Source organism: Amycolatopsis sp. AA4 (genome assembly GCF_002796545.1).
In the GTDB taxonomy this organism is placed as follows: Bacteria; Actinomycetota; Actinomycetes; order Mycobacteriales; family Pseudonocardiaceae; genus Amycolatopsis.
In genome coordinates this window covers 25,288-46,546 of record NZ_CP024896.1, presented here as the reverse complement: position 1 = coordinate 46,546, position 21,259 = coordinate 25,288, and the positions used below count along the sequence as shown (strand labels likewise).

At 70.5% G+C, this 21,259-nt stretch carries 33 protein-coding genes; 14 read left to right on the top strand and 19 right to left on the bottom strand.

The window, feature by feature from the left end:
• Positions 1-232: 232 nt before the first annotated feature.
• From CU254_RS42550 to CU254_RS42530, 5 genes are all read right to left on the bottom strand, one after another.
• Positions 233-829, bottom strand: coding sequence for a hypothetical protein (locus CU254_RS42550; protein ID WP_009086707.1), 597 nt, complete (start codon positions 827-829; stop codon positions 233-235).
• Positions 830-1,172: 343 nt separating this feature from the next.
• Entirely contained in the window at positions 1,173-1,436 is a 264-nt protein-coding gene (locus tag CU254_RS42545; protein WP_037719571.1) for a hypothetical protein, read from the bottom strand.
• A 32-nt stretch (positions 1,437-1,468) separates the two neighbouring features.
• On the bottom strand, positions 1,469-1,654 hold the full coding sequence (locus CU254_RS42540; protein ID WP_009086714.1) for a hypothetical protein: 186 nt from the start codon (positions 1,652-1,654) through the stop codon (positions 1,469-1,471).
• The gene (locus tag CU254_RS42535; RefSeq protein WP_009086717.1) at positions 1,651-1,848 is read right to left on the bottom strand and encodes a hypothetical protein; all 198 of its coding nucleotides are present in this window, start codon (positions 1,846-1,848) and stop codon (positions 1,651-1,653) included. Before CU254_RS42535 ends, CU254_RS42540 begins: the two co-directional genes overlap by 4 nt.
• Before the next feature lie 163 nt (positions 1,849-2,011).
• Positions 2,012-2,197 carry a hypothetical protein gene (locus CU254_RS42530; protein ID WP_100267231.1) on the bottom strand — a complete coding sequence of 62 codons (186 nt, stop codon included), beginning with the start codon at positions 2,195-2,197 and terminating at the stop codon, positions 2,012-2,014.
• Between the two features lie 225 nt (positions 2,198-2,422).
• Here CU254_RS42530 and CU254_RS42525 point away from each other — a divergent pair, with 225 nt between their 5' ends.
• On the top strand, positions 2,423-2,704 hold the full coding sequence (locus CU254_RS42525) for a hypothetical protein (protein WP_009086555.1): 282 nt from the start codon (positions 2,423-2,425) through the stop codon (positions 2,702-2,704).
• Between the two features lie 26 nt (positions 2,705-2,730).
• Here the strand turns inward: CU254_RS42525 and CU254_RS42520 are convergent, their stop codons facing one another.
• From CU254_RS42520 to CU254_RS44765, 6 genes are all read right to left on the bottom strand, one after another.
• Positions 2,731-3,324, bottom strand: a complete 594-nt coding sequence (locus CU254_RS42520) for a hypothetical protein (protein WP_009086558.1) — start codon at positions 3,322-3,324, stop codon at positions 2,731-2,733.
• Between the two features lie 209 nt (positions 3,325-3,533).
• Positions 3,534-3,788, bottom strand: a complete 255-nt coding sequence (locus tag CU254_RS42515; RefSeq protein ID WP_009086560.1) for a hypothetical protein — start codon at positions 3,786-3,788, stop codon at positions 3,534-3,536.
• Positions 3,789-3,809: 21 nt separating this feature from the next.
• Complete coding sequence (locus CU254_RS42510) at positions 3,810-4,205, bottom strand: hypothetical protein (RefSeq protein ID WP_009086562.1); 396 nt, start codon at positions 4,203-4,205, stop codon at positions 3,810-3,812.
• A gap of 379 nt (positions 4,206-4,584) precedes the next feature.
• Positions 4,585-4,827 carry a DUF397 domain-containing protein gene (locus tag CU254_RS42505; RefSeq protein WP_037719507.1) on the bottom strand — a complete coding sequence of 81 codons (243 nt, stop codon included), beginning with the start codon at positions 4,825-4,827 and terminating at the stop codon, positions 4,585-4,587.
• The gene (locus tag CU254_RS44770; protein ID WP_100267230.1) at positions 4,827-5,258 is read right to left on the bottom strand and encodes a DUF5753 domain-containing protein; all 432 of its coding nucleotides are present in this window, start codon (positions 5,256-5,258) and stop codon (positions 4,827-4,829) included. The genes CU254_RS42505 and CU254_RS44770 overlap by 1 nt, the downstream gene beginning before the upstream one ends.
• Complete coding sequence (locus tag CU254_RS44765) at positions 5,255-5,809, bottom strand: Scr1 family TA system antitoxin-like transcriptional regulator (RefSeq protein ID WP_100267229.1); 555 nt, start codon at positions 5,807-5,809, stop codon at positions 5,255-5,257. Before CU254_RS44765 ends, CU254_RS44770 begins: the two co-directional genes overlap by 4 nt.
• A 308-nt stretch (positions 5,810-6,117) precedes the next feature.
• Here CU254_RS44765 and CU254_RS44760 point away from each other — a divergent pair, with 308 nt between their 5' ends.
• The 7 genes from CU254_RS44760 (at position 6,118) to CU254_RS42465 (ending at position 9,019) form a co-directional block, all read left to right on the top strand.
• Positions 6,118-6,240: a hypothetical protein gene (locus tag CU254_RS44760; RefSeq protein ID WP_255409900.1), complete on the top strand. Its 123-nt coding sequence runs from the start codon at positions 6,118-6,120 to the stop codon at positions 6,238-6,240.
• Positions 6,241-6,245: 5 nt separating this feature from the next.
• On the top strand, positions 6,246-6,545 hold the full coding sequence (locus CU254_RS42490; protein WP_158688177.1) for a hypothetical protein: 300 nt from the start codon (positions 6,246-6,248) through the stop codon (positions 6,543-6,545).
• A complete protein-coding gene (locus tag CU254_RS42485; protein ID WP_037719513.1) occupies positions 6,542-6,913 on the top strand; it encodes a hypothetical protein in 372 nt (123 codons plus the stop codon). Before CU254_RS42490 ends, CU254_RS42485 begins: the two co-directional genes overlap by 4 nt.
• 93 nt (positions 6,914-7,006) lie before the next feature.
• Positions 7,007-7,495 (top strand): helix-turn-helix domain-containing protein, encoded by a 489-nt coding sequence (locus CU254_RS42480; protein WP_009086572.1) that lies wholly within the window; start codon positions 7,007-7,009, stop codon positions 7,493-7,495.
• Positions 7,496-7,614: 119 nt separating this feature from the next.
• Positions 7,615-8,091, top strand: coding sequence for an NUDIX domain-containing protein (locus tag CU254_RS42475; protein WP_050788577.1), 477 nt, complete (start codon positions 7,615-7,617; stop codon positions 8,089-8,091).
• A 125-nt stretch (positions 8,092-8,216) separates the two neighbouring features.
• The gene (locus CU254_RS42470; RefSeq protein ID WP_037719516.1) at positions 8,217-8,612 is read left to right on the top strand and encodes a hypothetical protein; all 396 of its coding nucleotides are present in this window, start codon (positions 8,217-8,219) and stop codon (positions 8,610-8,612) included.
• A 170-nt stretch (positions 8,613-8,782) separates the two neighbouring features.
• On the top strand, positions 8,783-9,019 hold the full coding sequence (locus tag CU254_RS42465; protein WP_009086577.1) for a hypothetical protein: 237 nt from the start codon (positions 8,783-8,785) through the stop codon (positions 9,017-9,019).
• Between the two features lie 185 nt (positions 9,020-9,204).
• Here CU254_RS42465 and CU254_RS42460 read toward each other — a convergent pair whose 3' ends face one another.
• From CU254_RS42460 to CU254_RS42445, 5 genes are all read right to left on the bottom strand, one after another.
• Positions 9,205-9,450, bottom strand: a complete 246-nt coding sequence (locus tag CU254_RS42460; protein WP_037719517.1) for a hypothetical protein — start codon at positions 9,448-9,450, stop codon at positions 9,205-9,207.
• A gap of 45 nt (positions 9,451-9,495) precedes the next feature.
• A complete protein-coding gene (locus tag CU254_RS42455) occupies positions 9,496-10,962 on the bottom strand; it encodes an ASCH domain-containing protein (protein WP_369871200.1) in 1,467 nt (488 codons plus the stop codon).
• A gap of 5 nt (positions 10,963-10,967) precedes the next feature.
• Positions 10,968-11,573, bottom strand: a complete 606-nt coding sequence (locus tag CU254_RS43560; RefSeq protein WP_050788578.1) for an AAA family ATPase — start codon at positions 11,571-11,573, stop codon at positions 10,968-10,970.
• Entirely contained in the window at positions 11,570-12,457 is an 888-nt protein-coding gene (locus CU254_RS43555) for a hypothetical protein (RefSeq protein WP_158688178.1), read from the bottom strand. The genes CU254_RS43560 and CU254_RS43555 overlap by 4 nt, the downstream gene beginning before the upstream one ends.
• 266 nt (positions 12,458-12,723) lie before the next feature.
• Complete coding sequence (locus CU254_RS42445) at positions 12,724-14,139, bottom strand: hypothetical protein (protein WP_009086592.1); 1,416 nt, start codon at positions 14,137-14,139, stop codon at positions 12,724-12,726.
• Positions 14,140-14,338: 199 nt separating this feature from the next.
• Between CU254_RS42445 and CU254_RS42435 the strand changes: the two genes are divergently transcribed.
• The 5 genes from CU254_RS42435 to CU254_RS42415 all read left to right on the top strand — a co-directional run bounded on the left by CU254_RS42435 (position 14,339) and on the right by CU254_RS42415 (position 17,390).
• The gene (locus tag CU254_RS42435) at positions 14,339-14,623 is read left to right on the top strand and encodes a hypothetical protein (RefSeq protein ID WP_009086594.1); all 285 of its coding nucleotides are present in this window, start codon (positions 14,339-14,341) and stop codon (positions 14,621-14,623) included.
• Between the two features lie 60 nt (positions 14,624-14,683).
• Positions 14,684-14,950, top strand: a complete 267-nt coding sequence (locus CU254_RS42430) for a hypothetical protein (protein ID WP_037719527.1) — start codon at positions 14,684-14,686, stop codon at positions 14,948-14,950.
• A gap of 893 nt (positions 14,951-15,843) precedes the next feature.
• The gene (locus CU254_RS42425) at positions 15,844-16,314 is read left to right on the top strand and encodes a hypothetical protein (protein ID WP_234392926.1); all 471 of its coding nucleotides are present in this window, start codon (positions 15,844-15,846) and stop codon (positions 16,312-16,314) included.
• 256 nt (positions 16,315-16,570) lie between these two features.
• The gene (locus CU254_RS42420; RefSeq protein WP_009086604.1) at positions 16,571-16,789 is read left to right on the top strand and encodes a hypothetical protein; all 219 of its coding nucleotides are present in this window, start codon (positions 16,571-16,573) and stop codon (positions 16,787-16,789) included.
• A gap of 139 nt (positions 16,790-16,928) precedes the next feature.
• Positions 16,929-17,390: a hypothetical protein gene (locus CU254_RS42415; protein ID WP_037719530.1), complete on the top strand. Its 462-nt coding sequence runs from the start codon at positions 16,929-16,931 to the stop codon at positions 17,388-17,390.
• Positions 17,391-17,432: 42 nt separating this feature from the next.
• Here the strand turns inward: CU254_RS42415 and CU254_RS42410 are convergent, their stop codons facing one another.
• From CU254_RS42410 to CU254_RS42400, 3 genes are all read right to left on the bottom strand, one after another.
• Positions 17,433-18,758 carry a hypothetical protein gene (locus tag CU254_RS42410; protein ID WP_158688179.1) on the bottom strand — a complete coding sequence of 442 codons (1,326 nt, stop codon included), beginning with the start codon at positions 18,756-18,758 and terminating at the stop codon, positions 17,433-17,435.
• Positions 18,759-19,158: 400 nt separating this feature from the next.
• On the bottom strand, positions 19,159-19,362 hold the full coding sequence (locus CU254_RS42405; RefSeq protein WP_037719535.1) for a hypothetical protein: 204 nt from the start codon (positions 19,360-19,362) through the stop codon (positions 19,159-19,161).
• A 270-nt stretch (positions 19,363-19,632) separates the two neighbouring features.
• Positions 19,633-19,887 (bottom strand): hypothetical protein, encoded by a 255-nt coding sequence (locus tag CU254_RS42400; protein WP_009086610.1) that lies wholly within the window; start codon positions 19,885-19,887, stop codon positions 19,633-19,635.
• An 874-nt stretch (positions 19,888-20,761) separates the two neighbouring features.
• Here CU254_RS42400 and CU254_RS42390 point away from each other — a divergent pair.
• On the top strand, positions 20,762-20,986 hold the full coding sequence (locus CU254_RS42390; protein ID WP_009086614.1) for a hypothetical protein: 225 nt from the start codon (positions 20,762-20,764) through the stop codon (positions 20,984-20,986).
• Positions 20,987-21,259: the final 273 nt, after the last annotated feature.

The following is a 21,259-nucleotide window of genomic DNA, read 5'->3' as shown; positions in this document are numbered from 1 at the left end:
GCACCCTGGTCAGGGCAACCGCGAACGGGGTCAGGTCACACCGCCGCCTCGAAATGCTTCTCCAACCGTCAGCTGAGCTTGAGGACTCTTCACGAGTTCGGTTCCTTTGCTCTGGCTGCCCGTGACGGGGTGTCCCTTCACGACGAGCCGTATAGGTCGTTATACATGCGCGGGCGCGCTGGTTGGTGCCGTCGACGATGCGGAGCAGGAGGCCCGGGCAGGGAACGGCGAGCTAGGAGACGGAAACGAACGGCTTCCCGCACCACGTGCACACGATGCCGCCCCTGGCGAGTTCGCGTTTGCTGGCATAGATCTTGCGCGGGGGTGTGCAGCTGCACTCGGCGCGCAGCTTCGCCCCTCCTGACGTCAACCGGGGTGCCCGCGGCTCGATGTCGGGAACCGGATGTGCCTGCAGCACGGCCCGGATTCCCTCGATCTCCTCGCGGTAGGCCTCCTTCGCGTCGTCGGGCAGGCTGAGCACGGCGAAACCGCCGGTCTGCTCCACCGGCTTGGTCGGGTCCGTCTCGGCGCGCAGGCCCACCTCGGCGGCGAGCTCGGCGAAGCGTTTGTTGTGGTAGCGGCCTCCTCGGCGCACGACCTCCTCGCCCCGCACGTCCGCGAGGGTGCGGGCGGCTTCGCGCAGCACCGACACGGCCACCGCTGGCGCGGTTTTCGGCAGGGGCTCGGCGGGGTAGTGGGCGTTGATCGGCGGCGCGGTGACGGGCAGCTCGGGGTGCAGTGCCTGGACTGCGGCCCACAGCCGCGCGGCGGCCTGGTCCAGCTCGTCGCGCCCGGCGTACCGGACGCCGGCGGCGTTCCTGCTGCTCATCGCTGTTGCCTTTCATGGTCGGCCTGCCGAGGACGTGCTGCCCTGGCATGCCATGACGATATTCGGGCTGGACGCGGCGGGCGCCGCCCGGGCGAACGCGTCCCGCCGCCCGCCTGCGGGCCGCATCCTGCCGCAGCCCGGCCCGGATGCCCGTAGGCTGCAAGGCGGACGGGCCAGCTAAGCCCTGGCCCGTCCGCCTGGTCTCTCGGATGTTTTCGGTCTTGTCAGCGGCTTTGCGTTGCGCCGCAACCGTCCTTGCAGCACACCCACACGGTCGGATCCACATTGGACTTCACGAAGTAGTGGCCGTCTCCGTTCGCCGGGTCGCACCGCAGCATGGCGTTCACCTCCCTCCGCCCGTTGCTGGTGTCCAGGTCGTCAGCAGCTGCGCACCGGCGTCGGTCGAGCGGCACCGGACGAACACGCACGGGTCGCCGCTGGTGCGGCGGATCCAGCGGCGCTCGAGCTCGGTCTCGCGCACCTGCGGAGCCTCGGTGCCGGTCAGCTCGGCGTGCTCGGCCAGGACGCGCTGCACGGTCGCCGCGTCGCCCGCGCCGAGGACGTGCCAGGCGCCGTCGTCGGTCTCCCAGCTGGACAGCTCCGTCATCGCTGATCGCCTCCGCGGCTGCCGGTCCGGGCTTACTGCGTGGTGCAGGACAGGCACATGACGCCGGTGCAGGGAGTCCCGCACTGGCTGCACCTGTAGATCGGCGGCTCGTAGCACAGGACCGGTACGGGGATCCGGTTGCGCTTGGCTTTGCCGTTGCCGACCAGCCATTTCGCGTCGTCCCAGCCGATCGCGGCGTCGTCGTTCGCGCGGATCACCGGATCACCTCGACCAGGTCCGTGCGGGCGTGCAGGCCTTCGGCGGTTTCGTGGTGGCGGCCGGACGGGTCGTGGTAGCGGCCGTCTGCGCCGCGTGACCACACCCAGCACCGGTCGTCGCGCACCTCGTCGCTGTCGGGCGCCGGGCCGACACCGGCTAGCCACGTCCGCGGCGGCGTCGTCATGGTGGACACTGGAACCTCCTCGTGCGAGCGGGGAACCTCCGGCCGGGACGGCGACTGTGGTAGGGAGTCGTCCCGGCCGGGGCTTGGATTTCTGCTGGTCCGGGCCCCGGCTTCACGTCCGGGGCCCGGCCGGGGCGGCCGTCGGCCGGCCCCAGTCCTTGGGGGCGCCCGGCTACTGGCCGGTGCGCTGCGAGGCAGCGCCGGCGTCCTGGCCCTCGCGCTCGGCGAGCCGACGTGCGAAACCCTCTTGGCCTGCGCGCCACTTCGGGTATTCGACGGCGCGGGCGTACGCGACCCGGGCGGCCACTCCGGCGGCCGCGATCGCGCCGGCGCCGACGACAACGGTTTTCCTGTCCATCCTGATCTCCTCCTGTTCCCGACCCGTCGGATCACGGGGTTCCGCCCTTGTCGGCGGCAGCACCAGCCTACGCGGCTTGACGCGTACGCGTCAAGTTATATTCGCTGGTCACTGCGCTGGAAAGGCGGGCTCGCCGATCCGCCGGGAATCGCGGCGCAGCGCCGGACCGGGTCGTACGGTGATCAGCGCGGCATCCGCCGCGGCCGGTGCGGAAGGGGGCGCGCGATGGGGTGGTCGACGGGCGACCGGGTCGAGCTGGTGCGCGCCGTCGGCGGCGTCCCGGCCGGCACCCGGGGCAAGGTCGCTTCGACGTCGTTCACCGGAGACTGCGACGTCGACTTCGAGTACGACGGCACCACTCGCGTCAACAATGTCTCCGCGGACCTGCTCGCCGAACCCGGCTCCGGAGCGTCCGGCAGCTCCGGATGCGCCGTGACCGCCTTCGCCGTCGTCGGCTCCGCCGCTGCGCTCGCGGCCGCGGCCGCCCGCGCGAAATGGGGAGCCTGACCGCCCGGCCCGACCCGAACCGGGTGTTACTGCGGCACCCCGTATTTCGCGACGTAGGCGGCGTAGTTCTCGGCGATGACCTGCCGTCCCTCGGCGGAGGAGAGCTGTTCGGCTCCGGTGAAGGCGGGCGCGGTGCCGCCGTCGACGAGAGTGCAGGGGATTTCCCCGACTCGGCGCTGCAGCTCGTCGACCACGCGCGGGGCGGACTCGACCAGCCAGCGGCCGTCGCGGCAGCCGAACCGGACGGTCCGGCCGATGCCGGTCTCGCGGATGCGGCCAGCAATCCATGCCGTCCCGAGGTCGGCCCTGCGCGGGTTTTCGTGCAGCAGCAGGTAGACCCGTTCTGTGTCGCCGCCGTAGCCGGGCAGTCCCGTGCACGGCTCGATCGGGCCGTCGTCGGAGCGAGCGGTCGCCTCGTACTGCCCGCACAGGTGGCACCGGAACAGGTCGGTGCGTGCTTCGTAGTCGAATTCGTGCCCGCCGAAGCCGTCGTCGGGCGGCCCGCTCGGGGCCGCGGCCGCGGTGTCGACCGCGCGCTTGGCGGTCGTGTAGTTGACCTGGTGTTCGGCCATGTACTTGCGGATTTCGGCGCGGTAGTCGCGCATGCTTCCGGTGCCCATCTGATCTCCTCCTGCGGGGAGCCCACGTCGCCCCGCGAAGGGTTGTCGGCAGATGTGCGCCTGGTCGCGGGATTCGTCGTTCGCGCTTGTGACTCGGTGGTCAGCTTGTCCTCGGACGCCAGGCGATCACGTGGGGATCGTCCGGCTCGGAGAAGGGCCCGCGCCGTGCCCGCAACGAATGTACCGCCCGGCCGCGGCCGGGCCTTCCCTCAGCGGCGGCCGCGGCGGGGGACGACCGGCTCGATGTCGAACAGGGTTCCTTGCACAGCAACAGGTTCCGCTGTCACCGGCCCGTCGATCCGCAGCAGCTCCGGCCAGTGCCGGACACTGCCGCCCGGGCGCGGCCACCAGAACAGGCCGTTGGGCTCGGACCGGGCCCACACGGTGCCGGACGCGCCGGTCACCGTGCGGACCTCGTCGTTCGACGGCTCGGGGTCGCCCTCCGCCCACTGCCTCGCAGCCATGCCTCGGCGCTCCCCCGGCGCTCAGTGCTGGCGGACGTCGCCGGGGCCGACGTGGATCCGGTCGCAGGTGAGCCCGACGCGGTCGCGGCCGGGAACGCCGTAGGCGTCCGCGCCCCACATCCGCACGTCGGGATCCTGCTCGACCAGAACACGCGCGACCAGCGGATTCTCCGCGACCACGAACGCCTGGCCGCCGATCTCCCACCGGCCCGGCGCGGTGCGGCGGCGGTAGCCGACCAGCCACACCCGGCGCGTGGCCGCCCAGTCGTCCAGCGCCTCGCGGTAGGCCTGGACGTCGTCGCCGAGCTCGGCGCGCAGCTGCTGCTGCGCCGCGGTGATCCCGTGCTCCCGGGCGAGGATCTCCAGCCGCCCGGCAGGCCCGGACGCGCCGCTGGTGTCGGTGATCGCAGTGCTCATCTCGGGTTCCTCCCTCGTTGTCCGAGGACTCCACCCTAACGAAATTGACGCGTACGCGTCAAGTCATTTTCGCTGGTCCGCCGCGTATCAGCGATGGTTCTGCAGCGGTCCGCGGCCGGATCGGACGTCGGCCGGCGCGGACCGGGCCCGGTCGTCCGCCGCTGTTCCAGCCGGTGCCCGCACGGTGGCGGCTGACGCGAGGCACGAGGCCAGGCTGACCGGGGCCAGCGTCTACTTCGCGGCGATGGCGGACTGCGTCATCGGCTGCATACGGACGGCTCGCCGTGAATCCCTGCGGACATGCGTAAGGCCAGGCTCCCGGTCGTGCCCCAGGTCACCTGGCCTCGCGAATCGCGCAAACCCCGCGCCGGAGAGCGCGCTACCGGATCCGGCCGGTGAACTCGTCGGCTTTGGCTCCGGCGATGAACGCCTCGATTTCGCGCTTGTTGAAGACGAGAACTGGCGAGCGGCTGCCGAGCTTGGAGTCGCGCACCCCGACCCACCCCGGGACGGCGTCGAAATGGAATTCGACGCATCCGTTGTCGCCACCGTTCGAGAAGCTCGACTTCTCCCAGCCGCTGGCGGTGTTCGCAAGCTTGACCCGTGCCTCGTCGGCGTCCATCACGTCAGTTCCTTCTTGGCCGTGCTGATCAATTCCAGGGTCCGGTCGGGGTCCTCGGCCTGTTCGGTTAGGCGCTGGAACACCCGGCGGTAGCGATCGACCTCATCGGGCCGTTCGTAGTAGAGCCCGCGCGGGAGAGTGTCGACGTAGGCGGTGCCAGGGTCGCCCTCGAACTCGTCCGGGTAGTCGAGGATCGCGAACGTCCCCTCGGCTCCGGCGTGCGCACCGGCTGCATGGACGAGGATCTGGACCGTGATTCCGGGCGATTCGGCCAGCTCCGCCAGCCGGTCGAGCTGCGGGATCATGACTTCGGCACCGCCGACGGCCCGGTCGAGCGCGTTCTGGTCGAGCACGCACCGGATCTCGGACGGGTGCTCGGACTCCTCGCGGAGCTTCTGCCGGGCCATCCGGAGATCCACCGCTTTGGTCATCTCCTCCTCGGCCTTCGCCGCGGCGGCAACGGGATCCTTTCGTAGGCAGGCGGCAGGGCCCGAGCGCGATAGAGCGCCTCGGCGTAGGGCCGGGTCTGGAACGGCCCGGGAATCCACAGCGCGTCGTAACGGCTGATCCTGGCCGCCGCCGATTCCAAGCCCAGATACAAGGTGAACCACTCGGGCACAACGGTGTCGAACCCGTTGACCCACCAGTCTTTTCCGCGCTTGGCGGTCTTGACCAGCTCGCGGAAGAACGGAGTCCGCTCCGGCACTCCGTAGAGGTTGAGGAGCACTTCCAGGTCGGCCGGCGCGGGCAGGTTCCGCCCCGTCTCGATGTGGTGCACGACCGTCTTCGCCTTGCCGATCCGCTGCGCAGCCTCGGCCACGTCGACACCCGGCGGGCCGTCCTCCCTCGGCGCGGCCTCGCGGAGGCGGCGCATCTCGATAGCGATCCAGCGTTTGATCGCGAGAGGACTCAACGCGGGCACTGCAGCACCTCCTCCGGACTCCACGACGAACGGCGACAGCGGTTCACCCGGATAGGCCATGCCTAAAATGTAGACGTCCACAATGTGAGCGTCTACATTCAGATGTGGCTACCAACCGAACCAGTTACACGGTAGCCCCCGGCGGCGCAGCCAGTTGCTACGGGCGGGTTGCACCCGGAGGCGTGGGAACGCCACTCCGGATCGCGGCTCGCGCCACGCGACCGACGTTGTGTCGTCGGGCCTCACGCACTCGGCGAGCCCGACGTTCGGCTCTGCCGAGGTCAGCGGAGGATCCGCCCGGCTGACTCGACGTCTCCCCCCTCCTTCGGGTCCCGGGCGGGTTCTCCTTCCACCGCCCGGAGGCCGTGATGATCAGAACGCTGTGGGACATGGCCCCGCTGGTGATCGGTGCGCTCGTGACGGCCGGTTTTGCCGTGCACAGCCTCATTTCCGAAGCGCGGCGGGTGCTTCGCCGGGCGAGGGCGAGGTGACGACCGTGGCCGACGAGCGCATCGACTCGATGCCCATGGTCGACGGCGAGACGGGCGTCGAGCACCGGATCGCGCACACGAAGTTCGTCGAGCACCGCGCCGGCGGGATTTACCCGGCGCTGTGCGGGGAGACGGTACGGCCGGGCGTCGACGGCGAGACCGCGGTCTGTGCTGCCTGCGACGCCATCTGGCGCGGGGTGCCGCCGCAGCCGGCCATCCCCCGGCCGCGGCGGTCCCGACGCGGTCACGGCCGCCACCGCCGTGAGGACATGGCCGGTCCGTGGGTTCGGCTGGAGCGGGTATGACCGACGCGGCGCGAGCGCGCATCATCCTGCGCCAGTGCGAGCGGCTGGCGGCAGACCTGATCCTGCGGCGCGGCTGGTGGATCGCTCCGCAGCTCGACGAACACGGAGTGATCTCCGCGCTCGTGCACACCGCCGGGTCCTACACCACGGTGCTCACGCTGCCCGTCGACCGTTGGGAGTCGGACGTGCTCGGGCTGCGCGGCGGCCCGAGCGAGGGCAGCCTGCTGTGCGCCCCGATCGTCCAGTGGCACCACCGGATCCCGATGCTGCACGCCCTGCTCTGGGCCCGCTCCGCCGACGACCCCTCGAACGGCGCCTCGCTCGCCGACTGGCTGGACCGGCACGAATCCGATCCGGATTCCCCTTGACCCTCCGGCGCCCACCCCGGCCGCGGCCCCGGCAGCTCCTCCCCTGCTGCCGGGGCTGCGGTGTCTCCGATCCGCTGAACGGAAGGTGAGCCGATGATCGACGCCGAGCACTACCAGCGGGTGCTGGGAGACGAGCTGCGCAAGCTCCGGCGCGGCCGGGGATGGACGCGCAAAGAGCTCAACGCGCAGCTGCAGCGCGACATCTCGCTGCAAACCCTGGCGACGTACGAACTGGGCACCCGGCAGTGTTCCGTGATGCGCCTGGTGGAGCTGTGCGTCGCGATGGACGAACTGCCGCACGACCTGCTGGCGAAGGTGCACACCCGGGTGCTCACCGAGCAGCGCGCGGTACGGATCGACGTCGCGGCGCTGCTCAGCGCTCCGCACGACAGCTCGCTGGCCCCGCTCACACGGTGGGCGCGCGCCACGGGCCGAGCTGAGGTCGAGCTGCAGCCGGAGAACGTCGAGAAGCTCGCGCGGCTGTGCGAGATCTCCGCCGCGGAACTGCTGCGCCGTCTTCGCCGCTACACGACGAGACCGGCGGACGACGCCGGCGACGGCATCACCGCCGCACCGGGCTGATCGTCCGGAGTTGCCCGCTGGCGGACGAAACAGGAAACCCCTCGGTTTGCGGCCGTCCGGCCGTGAAGCTGGAAACAAGCCCCGGACGTCGGGAACCGTTGCGAGACAAGGAGAAGACCATGAACGACACCACGACCGGCACGACCGGCACGACAGTGGACCGGGTCCACCACGCGGCGAACGCGGTGGTGCTGGCCAAGGACGCGGACGGCGCGGTGTGCGTGCTGCTGGCCCAGCGCGACCGCGCACCGCACCTCGGCCTGTGGGGCCTGCCCGGCGGGGTGTGCCTCCCGGGGGACGCGCCCGCCCAGGTCGCGGTCCGCCGCCTCCGCGAGAAAACCGGCGTGCACCTCGACGCTGCGGACCTGATGCACGTCTCCTCCCGCGACGAAGGCCGCGACGACCAGGGCCGGTACGTGACCGTCAGCTATGTGGTGCTGCTGCCGGAGCCGGTGCCGGTCCTCGTGGGCGACGCGGTCCGGGACGTCCGTTGGCGGCGCGTCGTCGACGCCGTGGCCGAGCAGATGCCCTGGGACCACGCGGAGATCCTCATCGAGTCGCTGCGCGTCGCGGGCCTGGCGCTCGACGTCGGCTGACGCCGAGCCGGACTGCGGAGGCCGGGCGGCGTTGCACGCCGCCCGGCCTCCGTCGTGTCCAGGGTATGGCCAGGTCCGCACGGAGACCTGCTGCGGCCTGCGGTTTCCGTGCAAGAATGGAACGTATGTTCGAGCGAGGCGACGAGGGGCCGGATGCCCGGCAGGCCTTGCGGCGGGTCGGGATGCCGCGGCCGGTGTGGGTGCGGATGTCCACGATCGTCCCGGCCCCGGTGGGGTGGGGGCGGTCGGCGCCGCCGTGGATGCGCGCCGGCGGTGTCGACGCCGGCGCGATCGTCCGCGGCGAGCAACTGTCCTGGGTGGCCACGTCGACCGGGTGCTGGATGGCCGTCGTGCGGATGAGCGTTCCCTCGCAAAACCAGCGGCTGCGCGTGGACCTGGCCGGACACCTCCTTTCGCCCGAGGAGTTCATCCCGGCCGAGCCCGGCCAGAAAACCATGACGCACGCGGAATTCGACAAGACATTGCAACGTCGCGCGCTAGCGCGCCTCCGCAGCCGGTAGCGCACCGTCCAGGTCCGGCGACCGCTGTTGTGCACCCCGGTCGGCGAGATAGGCGTGGCAACCGAATACGCCAGAAAGGGGCCGCGGTGAGGCTTCGGTGCTGGTCAGGGTCCGGGCCGCTGGGGTTTGTCCATCTGGCGGCGGGTCGGGGTTGCTGGCAGGATTCGGCGATGCGCGAGCTGGAGGAGATCCGGGCCGAACAGGCGGTGCGAGCGGTTCTTCCGGCTTCGGTCGCTGATCGGATCGTGGCCGACAACCTGTTCGGTCGGCTCGCGTGGCAGCTGCACCTTGCCGCGCTGGATGGTGTCGATCCGGTGGATGCGTTGCGGGAGCTGGAGGACGACCTGATCTTGGTTGAAGACGAGCGCGAGCCAGCCGACTATCTCGCCAGGCTGCTGGTTCGCTGAGGTCGGCCCACGTCCACCGGGTCGGGTTCACTCCGGATCGTCGTCGCCGGAATGCGGGCCGCTTTCCGGCGGTAACTCGCTGGTCGGGCAGGATGTTGATCGCCTCGGGCACCAAGGTCCGGGGCGGTGGGTGTCCCCGACGGTCGCTGCATCGGCGAGCGCCGGGGACCTGCCCGCATTCCCGGTCAGTCGTCCTCGTCCTCGGGCGGGTTGAGCGAGAGGTCGCGCAGGCGGTCGAGTTCGGCCGGGTCCACCGCGGCGATCTCCGCGAGCCGCCGGGTCTCTTCGAGCGCTGTGCGGAGCCAGGCGAAGTCGTGGTCCTCGCTGTGGCTGTAGCCGGGCTCGCCGCCGCCCGCGGGTTCGGGCTCCCACTCGTAAATGTCCCCGGTGTCCAGGTCGATCAGGTCCGGGTGCGCCGCATCCACGTTCATGCCCGCCAGCGTGGCACCCGGTGCCGACAACGGCCCGGAAGACACTCAGGCGGGGCGGGGTGGGTCGACCAGCTCGATGCCGATCGCGACGACGCCGAGGGCTTCGCGTTCGGGCGGGTAGATCTGGCGGATGTTGGCCAGCTGCTCGGCGCGGGTGGCCAGCGGGTTGACCGAGGCGACGTCCTGGTGGTCGAACATCTCCTCGAAGCTGGTGTACCGGTTGACCGCGGTCACGCGGGTGAGGACGGCGTCGCCCTGGCAGCGGAACCGGATCAGCGACCCTTCCTTGATCTTGCGTCGGCTGGAGTCGTTGACCCGGATTTCGGTGGTCTTGCGGCCGGTGGCGATGAGGTCGAAGTAGCGCTTGTAGATGCCCATCTCGTGGGCGCGGACAACGGCTTCGGCGGGGCGTGCGGTCATGAGGCGGCCCAGTTCCTTGACGGTGAACGAGCGGAAGAAGTGCTTGGGGTCGGTGAGTAGTTCGCCGACCAGCCAGACCAGGGCGTCGACGTAGTCGTCGACCGTGCCGGGCCAGGCGGTGGTGTCGAGCATCCAGGGCTCGACGTCGGCGGGCAGGGCGTCCCGGCCGCGTTCGCGCAGCAGGGACTTGGACAGCTTCGCCCCGGTCGGGGCCAGCACCTGGGGCGTGAAGACACGGACGGGTAGTTGGCCGGCCGGGGTGCCGAGCGCGGCCAGGGCGCCGTCGACGAGCTGGCAGCCGAAGGTCCAGTCCCCGCCCTTCATCATCACGTGCAGGGTGCCGCCGTCGCGGCCCAGCGCGCGTTCCTTGACCAGGTTCCGGTACAGGGTCGCCAGGTCCAGGTAGGGCGCGTCGTCCTCGGGATCGATGTGCGCCTCGTAGGGGCCGTGGTCGAAGCAGACCGCGGTGAACGTCGCGCCGTCCTCGTCGAGGTGCGCGAGTTTGGTGCGGTCGGCGCGTTTCTCCGCCCATCCGCAGGTTGGGCACGGCACCCGGACGTGCACAATCCCGTGGCTGGGGGCCATCCACCAGCGGATGTCCTCCAGCCGTTCCAGGGTGCGCAGGAACTCCGCCCGGAAGCCAGGGCTGGCTTGCTGGTCGGTGTAGGTCTCCACCGCGAAGTCGGTGTCGGTGGCTTCGGACAGCGAGGCGAAGAACGCCTGGTAGTAGCGCTCGATCAGCTCGCTGATGCCGTCCTTGCCCAGCGCGTGGTAATAGGTCTGCTGGTAGGCGTGGTGGGTTTCGGGGTCGAGCACGACGTCGTGCGGGGCGTTGTCCAGCGCGCCGAACCGGACGACGGTGTCGATGGAGAACTCGCGGCGGGCGATCTTGGCCAGCAGGAACGCCGCGGTCTGCACCAGGTTCGTCCCGAGGTGCGGGGCGCCGTTGATCTGGGTGCCGACCACGAACTCGATCCGCGCGGGCCGCGCGGCGAGCACGCGGGGGCGCAGCAGGTCGATCGAGCGCAGCAGCGCGTTGGCCAGGACGCTGTTCGGCGAGATCAGCAAGGAGGACTTTCCGTTGCGGGACAAGGCGTTCACGCTCCTCGGCTCGGCTTGGGCAGGCGCAGGTTGGCGCAGATGAAGTCCAGCCGGGCGGCGGCGGAGTCGGGCTGGACGAACACCGGTTCGTAGCCGGCGTCGTAGTAGCCCTGCACGATCAGCTCGTGCACGCGGCGGATCTCGCGGTCCTTGGCCCAGACGATGTCGTCGGGGTCCTCGAAGGTGTCCAGCGGGTCCAGCACGAAGATCGCGTCGTAGCGGTAGGTGCGGGTGGCGTCCTCCAGTTCGGTGGTCGGCTTGAGTCCGAAGAACCCCTCCCAGCCGTAGCCGTCGGGGATGCCGCGGTTGTAGAAGCGGATGCCGTGGGTGTGGCTGGTGTACTCGGCGATGAACGCCTCCAGCACTTCCAGCGAGTACGCGCGCCGGTCCTCCTTGAGCAGGTGGCGGCCGAGCCGTTCGCGGTGCTTGCGGTAGATCTCCCGGCCGGGTTCCTCGGCCATGCACGGAATCCCGGCGGCGTGCACCGCCTCGATCAGGTCGTCCTTGCCGGAGCTCGGGCCGCCGGTGATGACGTAGCGGCGGGGATCGCCGGTCGCCGCGGCCTCCAGCGCGGCGGCCAGGGCGGGGTTGGTGCTGGTCACGACAACTGTCCGTTCTTCTCTGGGGATGGGGTGCGGGCCATGAAGCCCTCGGTCCAGGCGTTGCCCAGCCCGGTCTCGCCGTGCAGGGAGTGCACGAACTGCTCGCGGCTGGCGCCGCCGCCGGCGGCCTCGGCCAGCCGCGAGGCTTGCGCCTCGGTCAGCGGCGGGGTCCAGCCGGCCAGCGCGACCAGCTCGTCGACGTCCAGGTCGGGGGCGAACGCGGTGGTGTAGCCGATCGCCTCGGCGCGGGCCACCGCCCACCGCCAGGCGGCGGTCACCGCGGTGTGGAGAACGTCGATCCGGTCCGCGCGCAGGCTGATCAGCCGCTCGACGGCCAGCAGCTCGGCGCGGGCGGCGTAGATCGCCGACCACAGCCGGGACAGCTGTTCCTCGTGCTCGGCGACCTCCCACGCGAACGGGTCCGGCTGCACCGGCTGCCGTTCGGTGACCGGCGCCAACCTGGGCGCGATCATCGGGGAGCGGGTGAACCGGTCGGCGTCGGCCAGCAGCTCCCACGCCACCTTTTCGATCAGCCGGGGTTCGACCCGCTTGCGGAAGTGGTGCACCTCGTGCCCGGCCTGCTCGGCCGCGAGGTCGCGGCGGACGGTGAGGTTCTGGCCGGGCTCGGCCGGCGGCAGCCCGAACAGCGCCCGCGCCGCCGGGGCGTAGCGGGTGTCCGGGAACCGGGCCAGCAGGCCGCGCAGCGTGCCGTCCAATGCCGCGGTGCGGCTGGCCTCGTCGGCGGGGTCGACCGCCCTGGCGACGATCCCGCGCAGATCGAGCAGCACCGGGTCCGCGGTCGCCGGGGTGACCGGCAGCCCACGGCGCAACAGTCGCCCGATCGCGGCGACCACCTCGTCCTCTACTGGGCTTTTTGTGGGCATGGTGTCGAGTCAAGCACGATGCCCACAAAAAGCCCAGTCCTGCGGACCGGCAAACCTCCCCGACTCGTTCTCACAAACGAACGTTTCGCCCCTTGCCCATCCTGGTTCCCCCCTTCCCCTTGCTCGTGATTGCTGCCGAGAGAGGCGCAGCGCTCCCCTCGGAAGCATCAGCCTAGCTGACTTGACGCGTACGCGTCAAACTATGAGGGCTGGTCAACCGGGTATTCAGCAGGGCCGGACGCGCGCAGAAAGGCCGGCTGCGGCGGTCAGCGGCGTTTGCCTGGGCCTTCGTCGCCGGCGGCGGCCGCGAGCTGGGCGCGCAGTTCGGCGAGCTGGGCGTCGTAGGCGGCGCGGACGTCCTCGGCGGCGGCCGTGCGGGCGTGGCGTGCGCGTTCTTCGGCGGCGTTGAGCTCCCGCTCGTGCGCGTCGCGTTCGGCCTGCAGCTGCGCCGTGGCCCCGGCGAGCTCTTCCCGGGCCTGCGCGGCGGCGCGTTCGGCGGCCTTGACCTCCTCGCGGCGCCGGTTCTCGTCTTCCTCGGCTTTGGTCCGCAGCGCGGTCAGCTCGCGCTGCAGCTCCTCGCGGGCGGTCTTGGCGTCGTCGCGGGCCTGCTCGGCGCGGGCGACGTCGGATTCGGCGGCGCGGACCTGCCGGTCCCGGTCCTTGCGTGCCTCGTCCGCGGCTTCGCGGGCTTCCCGGACCTGCGCGTCGGCGGCGGCCTGGTGCGCGGCGACCCGGCGCTCGGCGTCGGCTTCCGCGGCCGCGACCTGCGCCTCGGCGCGTTCGGCGGCTTCCCGGACTTGCCGCTCGGCATCGGCCTTGGCCTGCTCCATGGCCTCGACGGCGGCGCGTTCGGCGGCTTCGGCGTTCTCGACGCGGCCCTGGTCGAGCTCGGCCTGCGCGGCGGCGCCGGCTTCGACCTGCTCGACCCGTGCGGCCAGTTCCCGCGCGGCGGTCAGGGCTTCCTCTTCGTTGGCCCGCGCGCGTTCGGCGGCCACGACGGCTTCCCGGGCCCGCTGCTCGGCCGCGCGGCGGCGGTCGGCCTCGGCGCTGATCCGCTTGTCGGCGTCGGCGGCGATCGACTCGACCTCGGCCTGGCGGGCTTCGTCGTCGCCGATCCGCCCGACGGCGGCCGTCAGCTGCTCCAGGTGACGCGAGAGCACGGCCTGCTGGTCGGCGATGATCTGCCCGACACGCTCCACGATGACCGGCACCGACTCCCGCGCCAGGGCCACCGGCCGCTCGAACCCCGCCTCCGCGGGCGCCGCCGAGGCGGCCAGCGCCGACCGCGGCCCGTCCCCCGCCTGCAGCTGGTCTTTCAGCCGCAGCGACCGCTGCGCGGTGTGCGCGGGCTTGCCCTCCGCGTCGAGCACGACGTCGCAGTACACCGGCGCGGCCCCGCCCCTCGCGCCCTCCCGCCGCGGCCGCGGCGGCTCGAAACAGCCGGGATAGCCGCAGAACCGCGCCCGCAGCTGCTTGTATCCGCGCATCCACTCGTGCAGCGCGTACAGGTCGCCCTGCTGCGCCTCGAGCCCCGCCGACGCCTCGGCGGCCGCCTCCGGGGTGAAGGCCCCCACCTCGGCGGCCGCCGCGATCGCGGCGCGCACCGCGTCCCGAGCCTCCGCAACGCCCTCGACCAGCGGACTCCCCTGCTCTGCCCGGCCCGCGCCGTCATCGTCGGTCATGCCTCCACTATATCATAACTTACATGACTTGCATTACACACATAGATTGTGTTAGGAATGTAAGGAATGAAATACAACTCAAATGCTCGGCGGCGCGGATAGGGCGGCGGATTCTCAGCCGAAGTGGCGGAGGAGGATCGATGCGACCGCGCCGCCGGTCGCATCGACGAGCACCATCCGACCGAAAGGAACGTCGCCCATGAACGCGGCGAACATCAACGTCATCACGGTGGGCCAGAACGAGGTCGCCATGCCCGCGGCGGCAACAGTTGAGCAGCGAAGGTTCGTCCGGGGCTGGCTGAGCAGGCTCGACTCGGACGACAACAGCGCGGACATTGTCGTCGAGAAGTACGGCACGGACAGGGAAATCCGCTTGTCGTTCCTTGCCGGGGACGGTCAGCGTCAGCAGATGGTCATCGCCCCGGAAGGCGACGGCAGCTACGCCGAGGGGTCCTATCTCGGCGACTTCGAGGGCCGCTCCTGACCCGGAAATCCGCCCGCTGAAGCGCCGATTCGCCTTGTGCTGGAAGGAGGAATCCCGGACATGACCATCCGCGAGCAGCACACGCACCCGCTGCTGATCGACCTGGACACCGGCGACGAGTACGAGTGGATCACCGAACCCGCCGGCGGCGGGGAGCCCGGCTACGCCCACGTCGAGGACCACGACTGGGCCTGGCCGCGCGAGGCGATCGAGAACGGCTACCGGATCGCCGAAGTCGACGACCTCGCCCCGGAACAGGTCGCCGCGTTGCGGGCCCGCTATCTCGCCGGGGACGCCGACGAGGACCAGGAACGAGGATGCCGGTGATCAGCGAGCACGAAGCCCACGAGCCCTACCTGTCCACGGTCGCCCTCGCGCTGCGGGCCGCCGGGATCGGAGTGGACAGTTGGTGCGTCACCGCCGACGATCACGGCGTCGACCTGGCCAGCCACAAAGTCCCTACTTTGCGGCTCGGGTCAGTTTCGGGAGCCTTGAGCCTTGCAAGCGCACCGCGTCTACGTCCTCCGGCTGGAGGGGCAGGACGGGGTCCAGTGATGGCGAACGACTACCTGCCACGGCCGTCCTCGGGGTGGGTGCCGGGCGAGGAGTGGCAGCGCCGCACGTCCGCCGGGCGGGCCGCCGAGCGGCGAAACCCGGAACTGGCCCGGCGGATGCTCGCCGGGCAACGACGTGCACTGAGCGTCCGCAGGCCGTACGCCAACCTCATCATCACCGGGGGCACAAGACTGTCGAAAACCGCACCTGGGCGACCGAACACCGCGCCGAAATCGGTTGTTCACGCTGGCCAGACCTGGGAGTCAGCCGGAGCTGTGCTCGCCGCCGAACTCGGGATCACCGGCTTCGCCACTTCGAAGGAATGCCCTGGCGGCTACCCCGCCGCCGGGTGCTGCGCACCGTGGGGCGAACAGGGCGACGGTGTCTTCCACTGGGTGCTCGCCGACCCGCGACCATTCGCTACGCCGATCCCTGGGCGGGGGACGGCTGGGCCTGTACTGGACCCCTGCGGACCTGCTCACCGGGGAGGTCCAGTGACCACCGGCCTGCGGCCGCCGTTCGTCTACTACGGCGGCAAGAGCAAACTCGCCGAGCGGATCGCGGCGCTGTTGCCCGAGCACACCCACTAGGGGTGCCACCCCCGATACGGTGACTTTGTCGGAAACCGGGGCGGACGGCGGAACGAGCGGATACTTTTTTTCGCCATGGCCAAAACTGCTCGAACCATGAAGCGTGCGGGCGCACTCGCCGCGGCAGCCGTCGCGACCGCGCTCGTCTTCCCCGCCCAGGCCCAAGCCGCTGCCGTCGCCTGCGGCGGCGGGGTCTCGACACAGAACATCGGCGCCCAGGGCTGCATTTCCGCCGAGCGCTGGAAGGACGGGAAGATCTTCATGCGCGACATCACCGCGCACACCTTGATCACCAACTCCCGAGCCCATGCCTCGTGGGTCGAGTACGAGGCCTACCTCCACGTGCAGGGAGACGGCGACGACTGGATGAAGATGGGTAACGGCCGGACTCTCGTGCAGCGGCGTTCCACTGTCGGCCCGATCGCCATCGCCACTTCCACCCGCGTCTGCGGCCCGGTCAAGATCACGATCCGCGTGCATGTGAGGCCTGCGGGAGGCGCCTGGTCGAACTGGTCCAGCGCGGCGACCTCGCAGTGCGGGACCTGACGCGCCAGACCGCGGCGGCAGACCACCGCCGGTTAAAGAGGGAGCCGCGCCTGGCCCGGACGGTCTTCTCCACGGCGCGCCTGTCCCGAACAGGCAACGCACCTGACCAGTCGCGTGGCAGGTTTCTCCGGTATCCCGGCGGTGCCCCAACGTCTCGCCCGCAACGAGCTGGTCGAGGCAGCCGAGGACGATGAAGCCGGGTTCGGGCGGCTGCTGGAGCCGGAGAGCTGTCTCGTGATCACGGATAATCGCGAGCATGATCGGACCCCAGCACTACACCGAAGCCGAGAACCTGCTGGTCATGGCCAAGGAACAGGCCGCGGCGGGCGACACGGCCGCGGCTGACTTATTCCTGCGCCAGGCCGACGTGCACGCCAAGCTGGCCCTGGCGGCCGCGGCGGGCGTCAGCGGTTACGAGTCGATGGGCGGCCCTGATTCCTCGGCCTGGAAGAAGGTGGCCGGAGTCCAGATCTAGAGCGTCCCGCGGGTTCGCTGCGGGTGTCCTGGACCGCCGCAGCAGCTCCGGCGGTCGCCTCGTTGGCCTCTTGACCAGGGAACTTCCCGCCCGATGGCCAGCGCCGCCGGCTTCTTTCGTGATCGATACGCTGCCGCGCATGGCCTCCGACCTTCCGGCTCTCGCCGCCGAGCCCGACGTGACCACGACGCTCTACGACCTCGGCGACGGCGAGGTGCGGATCGAGGTGGAGTTCGCCGACGGAACCGCCGTGGCGGTCGTGGGCCAGGAGGAGGACGCCATGCGGGAAGCGTTCGTGTTCGTCGAGATCGGCATGGACGTCGCCGAGTGCGTCCTCGGCAGGCCGCTGCCCGATACGGTGCCGAGCATGGCTTCCGACCTCGCGATCGCCGAAGCGACCGAGGCCGCTGCTCAGCGGCTCGGCCTCGCCCCGGGCGAGGTCGTGGACGGCGTCGTGCGCCGGATCAAGGCCGCGCACGAACTGGACCACCTGCCCCCAGCCGCCATCGCGCAGGCCCTCGGCGACACCTTCGACGCTGGCTCGCCGTTCCGGCAGCTGCCGTTCATCGAATACGTCATTTCGCAGCTTCCCCAGCCCTGACCAGGGCCAGCACGTCTGAACGGCGTGGGCTGCCCCACATGCTCATCGGCGGCCGCGGCGGTCTCGTCGCGGCCGGTACCCGGTGCCGGTCCGCTCCGGGCCGCGCGCCGCTTCGGCCGCGACCGCGCGATCGCGCAGCTCCTGCTGGAGCGGCGACAGCCGCGGCCGCCGCTCCAGCTGCTTCGCCTGGAAGTGCGAGGCGACCGCGGCGACGGCGCGATCGCGAGCGGTCGGCTGCCCGGCGGGCCGGTCGAGGCGGATCCGGTCGGTCAGCGCGGCGGCGGCCTGGCCGGGCGTGGGCTGCCAGTAGCGGCCTGCCTGGGCGCGGGCGTCGGCGAGCAGCCGGGCGCCGATCCGGCCGTAGGCGGTCCGGTCGGCCTCGGCCCGCTGCTCGGTCTCGGCGATCGCCGAGTCGACGTTGAACCGGCGGATCTCGCGTCGCAGGGTCGGGTCGGTCATGGGTTTGACCAGCCCTTTTGCGGTGTGGGTGGTCCAGATCGAGAGTCGGGACCGCACCCACCCCGCCGGGTGTATAACGGCGTACACGGCGTGGGATCGTGCGGTGCTCGCGCCGCTCCACCCGACCGGGCGGGCCCGGAGGGCGTGGAGCAGACCGTCGTTGCACCAGCCTGCCCGCCACCAGGACCGGCACTCGCTGCGGATGGCCTTCGCGCTCAGCCGGGCCAGCGTCGTGTGCTGTCGGCGCAGCTCAGCGGCCGCGGCGAGCATCTCAGCCCGCGTGGTCGGGACCGTCCGCGCCCAAAGCCGCGGCTTGCTCTCGTCAAAGCCCGGGCCGCGAAGCGGCTCGATCTCGTTTTTCCCGCCGGCGAAACCGCCGCCGAGCCTGTGGAAAATTTTCTTCGTGCGCGTCCGTAGGTAACCAACCTCTAAACGCAACTCCACCGGGTCCAAGGACCCGGTGGGGGTCCAGTTTTTCTGCCCAAGCTGTTTGACCTGGGCGATCGCTGCTTTCAGCTGGGCGAGGGTGGTGGTGTATTCGCGCTGCAGGGCGGGCTTGGCGGCCTCGTCGGCATAGGCGGGGACGCGCATCCCGTACACCGCGGCGCGGTTGCCTTCGATGCGCGAGCCCATGGGCCTGGTCGCCGGTGTCGAGCCGGGCTCGACGCGGTCGATCCAGCCGAGGATCCACAGCTGGCGCAGCCAGCTGGCCAGCGTGGCGCGAGCCCAGCCGGTCGCGTCCATCAGCCGGTCCCAGGTCGGCCAGGTCTCCCCCGACTCCCAGCCGGCCCACCGGCACAGCTCGCTGACCAGCGAATCCACCTTGCCGCGAGCGTCGCGGCGCAACTCGCCGCGCCACGGCTGAGCGTCCAGAATCGGCCGCCACTCGTCCGGACCGACCGACCGCACCTCCAGCGCCGCACGCGGCGCCGGACCGATCTCCGCAGCGTCGGCCTTCCCGCCGAACTGGCCCCAGCACTGCCCGCACAGCGTGCACGCCGAGGGCCAGACGAACCGCAGCGGCAGGTTCTTCCGGAGCTTCGCTTCCGGGTTTCCGCAGGTGAAGCACGGATTCTTCCGTGCCCTGGATACGTGTGTGGCCTGGGCCTCATCCCCCGTCCGCGTGTCGCGGACGAGCAAAGGGGTACCAGGCCGAGTGTCGTTTGGTATGGTGACCTCAGCTTGGTAAGGCACGACAAAGCCCGGGGATCCCCCTCCAAGAGAATTCCGGCGTCGTGAAAACTGAATATTTAAATTGGCGACGAACGCTCTGACGGGATGGCAGTCCTGACCAGGGCGTTTTCGCTGTTTAGGCGGCGGGGATCGCCTCCTGCTCGTCGTAGGGCACGCCCGTCATCTCGGACGCGAGTCGACCGATGAAGTCCTGGACCGTCATGCCCCGGCCGCGGACCTCTTTTTGAAACGCGTCCGCCAGTGCCGGCGGCATCCGCACCTTCACTTGTTTCGGCTTCTCGTCCCAGCGCGGGGCGGGGCCTGGCTTCTTGCGCTCCATGCCCCGGTTTCTATCGTCTTTGGTACCCGAGATGGCGCAGGCGCGCCGGTGTGTCATCGGATTCGATCATCCACTTTCGAGTGATCATGAGCAGCATTGTCCGGTTGCATGCTGCAAATTGTCTCAATGGAGCTGGCCCACAGACTCACAAAAGGTCTGCGGACCAGAGATTCGAGGGTCCGCAGGGTGTCCTTATGCCGCCCGCGGACCCGCGGCCTACCGGAGCAAGATCTCCCGGCAGCTGAACAAGGGCCGAGTCGCTGCACACGCTCAAGCGGGACCTGCTTTACGCCCATGAAGGAGCCTAGTGTCGGGGGTGACGCGGTAGCCGGTGCCCGTCGGCTCGTTGCGCACGCGGTAGTCGTGGTCGAAGAGCTGGATGTGGATGGCGCCGACCCGGTCCAGCAGGCGCATGAGGCTGTGGCCGGTCGGGTTGGAGTGCCTGGCTGCGGCGTGGACGGCGTTGCGCAGCTCGTCGCGCTGCAGGCGCAAGCCGGACTGTGCGGCCGTGGCCAGTGCTTCCATGCCCCCAGACGACGTACTCGGCTTCGGCTTCGATGTGCACCTCGGCCATCACAGTCGCCAGGACACGGTGGTCGTCGTAGGCGCACGGGCAGTCGACCCGGTGTCCGCGGCTGACCCCGTCGGTGGCGCAGCCGGGGGGCAGTGCTCGGCAGGGCAGCCGGTGTCGTGCTGGGTGATCGGCACCTGTACCGGGACCTCGCCGCGTGCTCGCCGGTCGGACACGGCGAACCGTCGCGGCCGCACGTCGCGTGGTGCACCGTGCCGCCGGAAGTCGCGTAGATGCTCATCTCCTACATTCTCCCTGTTTAAAAGTGGCTTGCCACTTTAGTTAGCAGCTGAAATTGTAAGTGGCAAGCCACTTGTGAAAGAATCGGTGTATGGGAAGCCAGCACGCGGACCCGGCCCTGACCGTGCGACCGCCTGCCGAGGTGAAGGACCGTGCCGACGCGGTCCTGAAGGAGCGCGGCCTGCCGATGCGTGGGTTCGTGGTGGCGTGCCTGGCGGCGCTCGCCGACGACCCCGACGCGCTTCTAACCCACCTGGCGAAGCACTGGCCAGCCGAAAAGCCGCGGGGCCGACCACGAGCCGCTCACCCCCGCCGGTGAGCAGGCGCTTCAGACCGACGTCGTTGGGGTCGACGAAGGCCCGATGGGCGATGAGCGGTGAAGTTCAGGTCAGGTCGGTGCGGTGGAGTTCGGCGGCGCTGGGCAGGAATGCTGCGAGGATGCCGGCGTCGATCAGATTGGTGCGTTGCTTCTCGAACTCATGCGACGGTGAGCGGGAGGTCGCTGTCCGGCGGGCGGCGCAAGAAACGCTCGCCTCACCCGATCTCTCCAGGCAGAAGGGATTGCCCGAGCGAGAGGTGAGGCGGCCGATGGGGACGAGCGGATACGTGTGCGCCCGGTGCGGGCTGGCGGTCTACCGGTTCGGCCGGCGCGGCACGAGATTCTGGAAGCACGCTGCGGGCGGACGCTCGACGCCGTCCTGCGGGCAGCCGCCGGAACCAATGCCGCGAGCCGAGCACGAGCGCCAGAGCCGCCTGCAAGCCCGGGTCAACGCGGTCCTCGCAGCCAGCCCCGACCAGCCGCTCAGCGACTAGCGAACCCGCAGGCCAGCCAAATCCGCCCCGAGTTTTCCCGAGCACTACGGGGACCCCCCTACTACGAGAAGTTCACCCGCAGGCCGTGACCAGCCATCGCTGCCGGTCCGTCGCCGGTCGGCCAGGAGGACCGGCGACGGACCGGCCGAGGCGATCGCCGGGGAAGAGGACGCGGGAACACACTTCCGGACGCGCTTTTACTGGCATTCGCACCGTTGCCCACCGGGGTTTCTCCGCACTTGGCCACGTAAGGGCCGTTCTTGTCGGGTGGCT

What these genes read in the sequence shown, in the direction of transcription:
- CU254_RS42550 (WP_009086707.1), bottom strand. Translation starts at nt 829, where the DNA reads ATGAGCAGCAGGAACGCCGCCGGCGTCCGGTACGCCGGGCGCGACGAG.
- CU254_RS42545 (WP_037719571.1), bottom strand. Translation starts at nt 1,436, where the DNA reads ATGACGGAGCTGTCCAGCTGGGAGACCGACGACGGCGCCTGGCACGTC.
- CU254_RS42530 (WP_100267231.1), bottom strand. Translation starts at nt 2,197, where the DNA reads ATGGACAGGAAAACCGTTGTCGTCGGCGCCGGCGCGATCGCGGCCGCC.
- CU254_RS42525 (WP_009086555.1), top strand. Translation starts at nt 2,423, where the DNA reads ATGGGGTGGTCGACGGGCGACCGGGTCGAGCTGGTGCGCGCCGTCGGC.
- CU254_RS42520 (WP_009086558.1), bottom strand. Translation starts at nt 3,324, where the DNA reads ATGGGCACCGGAAGCATGCGCGACTACCGCGCCGAAATCCGCAAGTAC.
- CU254_RS42515 (WP_009086560.1), bottom strand. Translation starts at nt 3,788, where the DNA reads ATGGCTGCGAGGCAGTGGGCGGAGGGCGACCCCGAGCCGTCGAACGAC.
- CU254_RS42510 (WP_009086562.1), bottom strand. Translation starts at nt 4,205, where the DNA reads ATGAGCACTGCGATCACCGACACCAGCGGCGCGTCCGGGCCTGCCGGG.
- CU254_RS42505 (WP_037719507.1), bottom strand. Translation starts at nt 4,827, where the DNA reads ATGGACGCCGACGAGGCACGGGTCAAGCTTGCGAACACCGCCAGCGGC.
- CU254_RS44770 (WP_100267230.1), bottom strand. Translation starts at nt 5,258, where the DNA reads ATGACCAAAGCGGTGGATCTCCGGATGGCCCGGCAGAAGCTCCGCGAG.
- CU254_RS44765 (WP_100267229.1), bottom strand. Translation starts at nt 5,809, where the DNA reads ATGGCCTATCCGGGTGAACCGCTGTCGCCGTTCGTCGTGGAGTCCGGA.
- CU254_RS44760 (WP_255409900.1), top strand. Translation starts at nt 6,118, where the DNA reads ATGATCAGAACGCTGTGGGACATGGCCCCGCTGGTGATCGGTGCGCTC.
- CU254_RS42485 (WP_037719513.1), top strand. Translation starts at nt 6,542, where the DNA reads ATGACCGACGCGGCGCGAGCGCGCATCATCCTGCGCCAGTGCGAGCGG.
- CU254_RS42480 (WP_009086572.1), top strand. Translation starts at nt 7,007, where the DNA reads ATGATCGACGCCGAGCACTACCAGCGGGTGCTGGGAGACGAGCTGCGC.
- CU254_RS42475 (WP_050788577.1), top strand. Translation starts at nt 7,615, where the DNA reads ATGAACGACACCACGACCGGCACGACCGGCACGACAGTGGACCGGGTC.
- CU254_RS42470 (WP_037719516.1), top strand. Translation starts at nt 8,217, where the DNA reads ATGTTCGAGCGAGGCGACGAGGGGCCGGATGCCCGGCAGGCCTTGCGG.
- CU254_RS42465 (WP_009086577.1), top strand. Translation starts at nt 8,783, where the DNA reads ATGCGCGAGCTGGAGGAGATCCGGGCCGAACAGGCGGTGCGAGCGGTT.
- CU254_RS42460 (WP_037719517.1), bottom strand. Translation starts at nt 9,450, where the DNA reads ATGAACGTGGATGCGGCGCACCCGGACCTGATCGACCTGGACACCGGG.
- CU254_RS43555 (WP_158688178.1), bottom strand. Translation starts at nt 12,457, where the DNA reads ATGCCCACAAAAAGCCCAGTAGAGGACGAGGTGGTCGCCGCGATCGGG.
- CU254_RS42445 (WP_009086592.1), bottom strand. Translation starts at nt 14,139, where the DNA reads ATGACCGACGATGACGGCGCGGGCCGGGCAGAGCAGGGGAGTCCGCTG.
- CU254_RS42435 (WP_009086594.1), top strand. Translation starts at nt 14,339, where the DNA reads ATGAACGCGGCGAACATCAACGTCATCACGGTGGGCCAGAACGAGGTC.
- CU254_RS42430 (WP_037719527.1), top strand. Translation starts at nt 14,684, where the DNA reads ATGACCATCCGCGAGCAGCACACGCACCCGCTGCTGATCGACCTGGAC.
- CU254_RS42425 (WP_234392926.1), top strand. Translation starts at nt 15,844, where the DNA reads ATGGCCAAAACTGCTCGAACCATGAAGCGTGCGGGCGCACTCGCCGCG.
- CU254_RS42420 (WP_009086604.1), top strand. Translation starts at nt 16,571, where the DNA reads ATGATCGGACCCCAGCACTACACCGAAGCCGAGAACCTGCTGGTCATG.
- CU254_RS42415 (WP_037719530.1), top strand. Translation starts at nt 16,929, where the DNA reads ATGGCCTCCGACCTTCCGGCTCTCGCCGCCGAGCCCGACGTGACCACG.
- CU254_RS42405 (WP_037719535.1), bottom strand. Translation starts at nt 19,362, where the DNA reads ATGGAGCGCAAGAAGCCAGGCCCCGCCCCGCGCTGGGACGAGAAGCCG.
- CU254_RS42400 (WP_009086610.1), bottom strand. Translation starts at nt 19,887, where the DNA reads ATGGAAGCACTGGCCACGGCCGCACAGTCCGGCTTGCGCCTGCAGCGC.
- CU254_RS42390 (WP_009086614.1), top strand. Translation starts at nt 20,762, where the DNA reads ATGGGGACGAGCGGATACGTGTGCGCCCGGTGCGGGCTGGCGGTCTAC.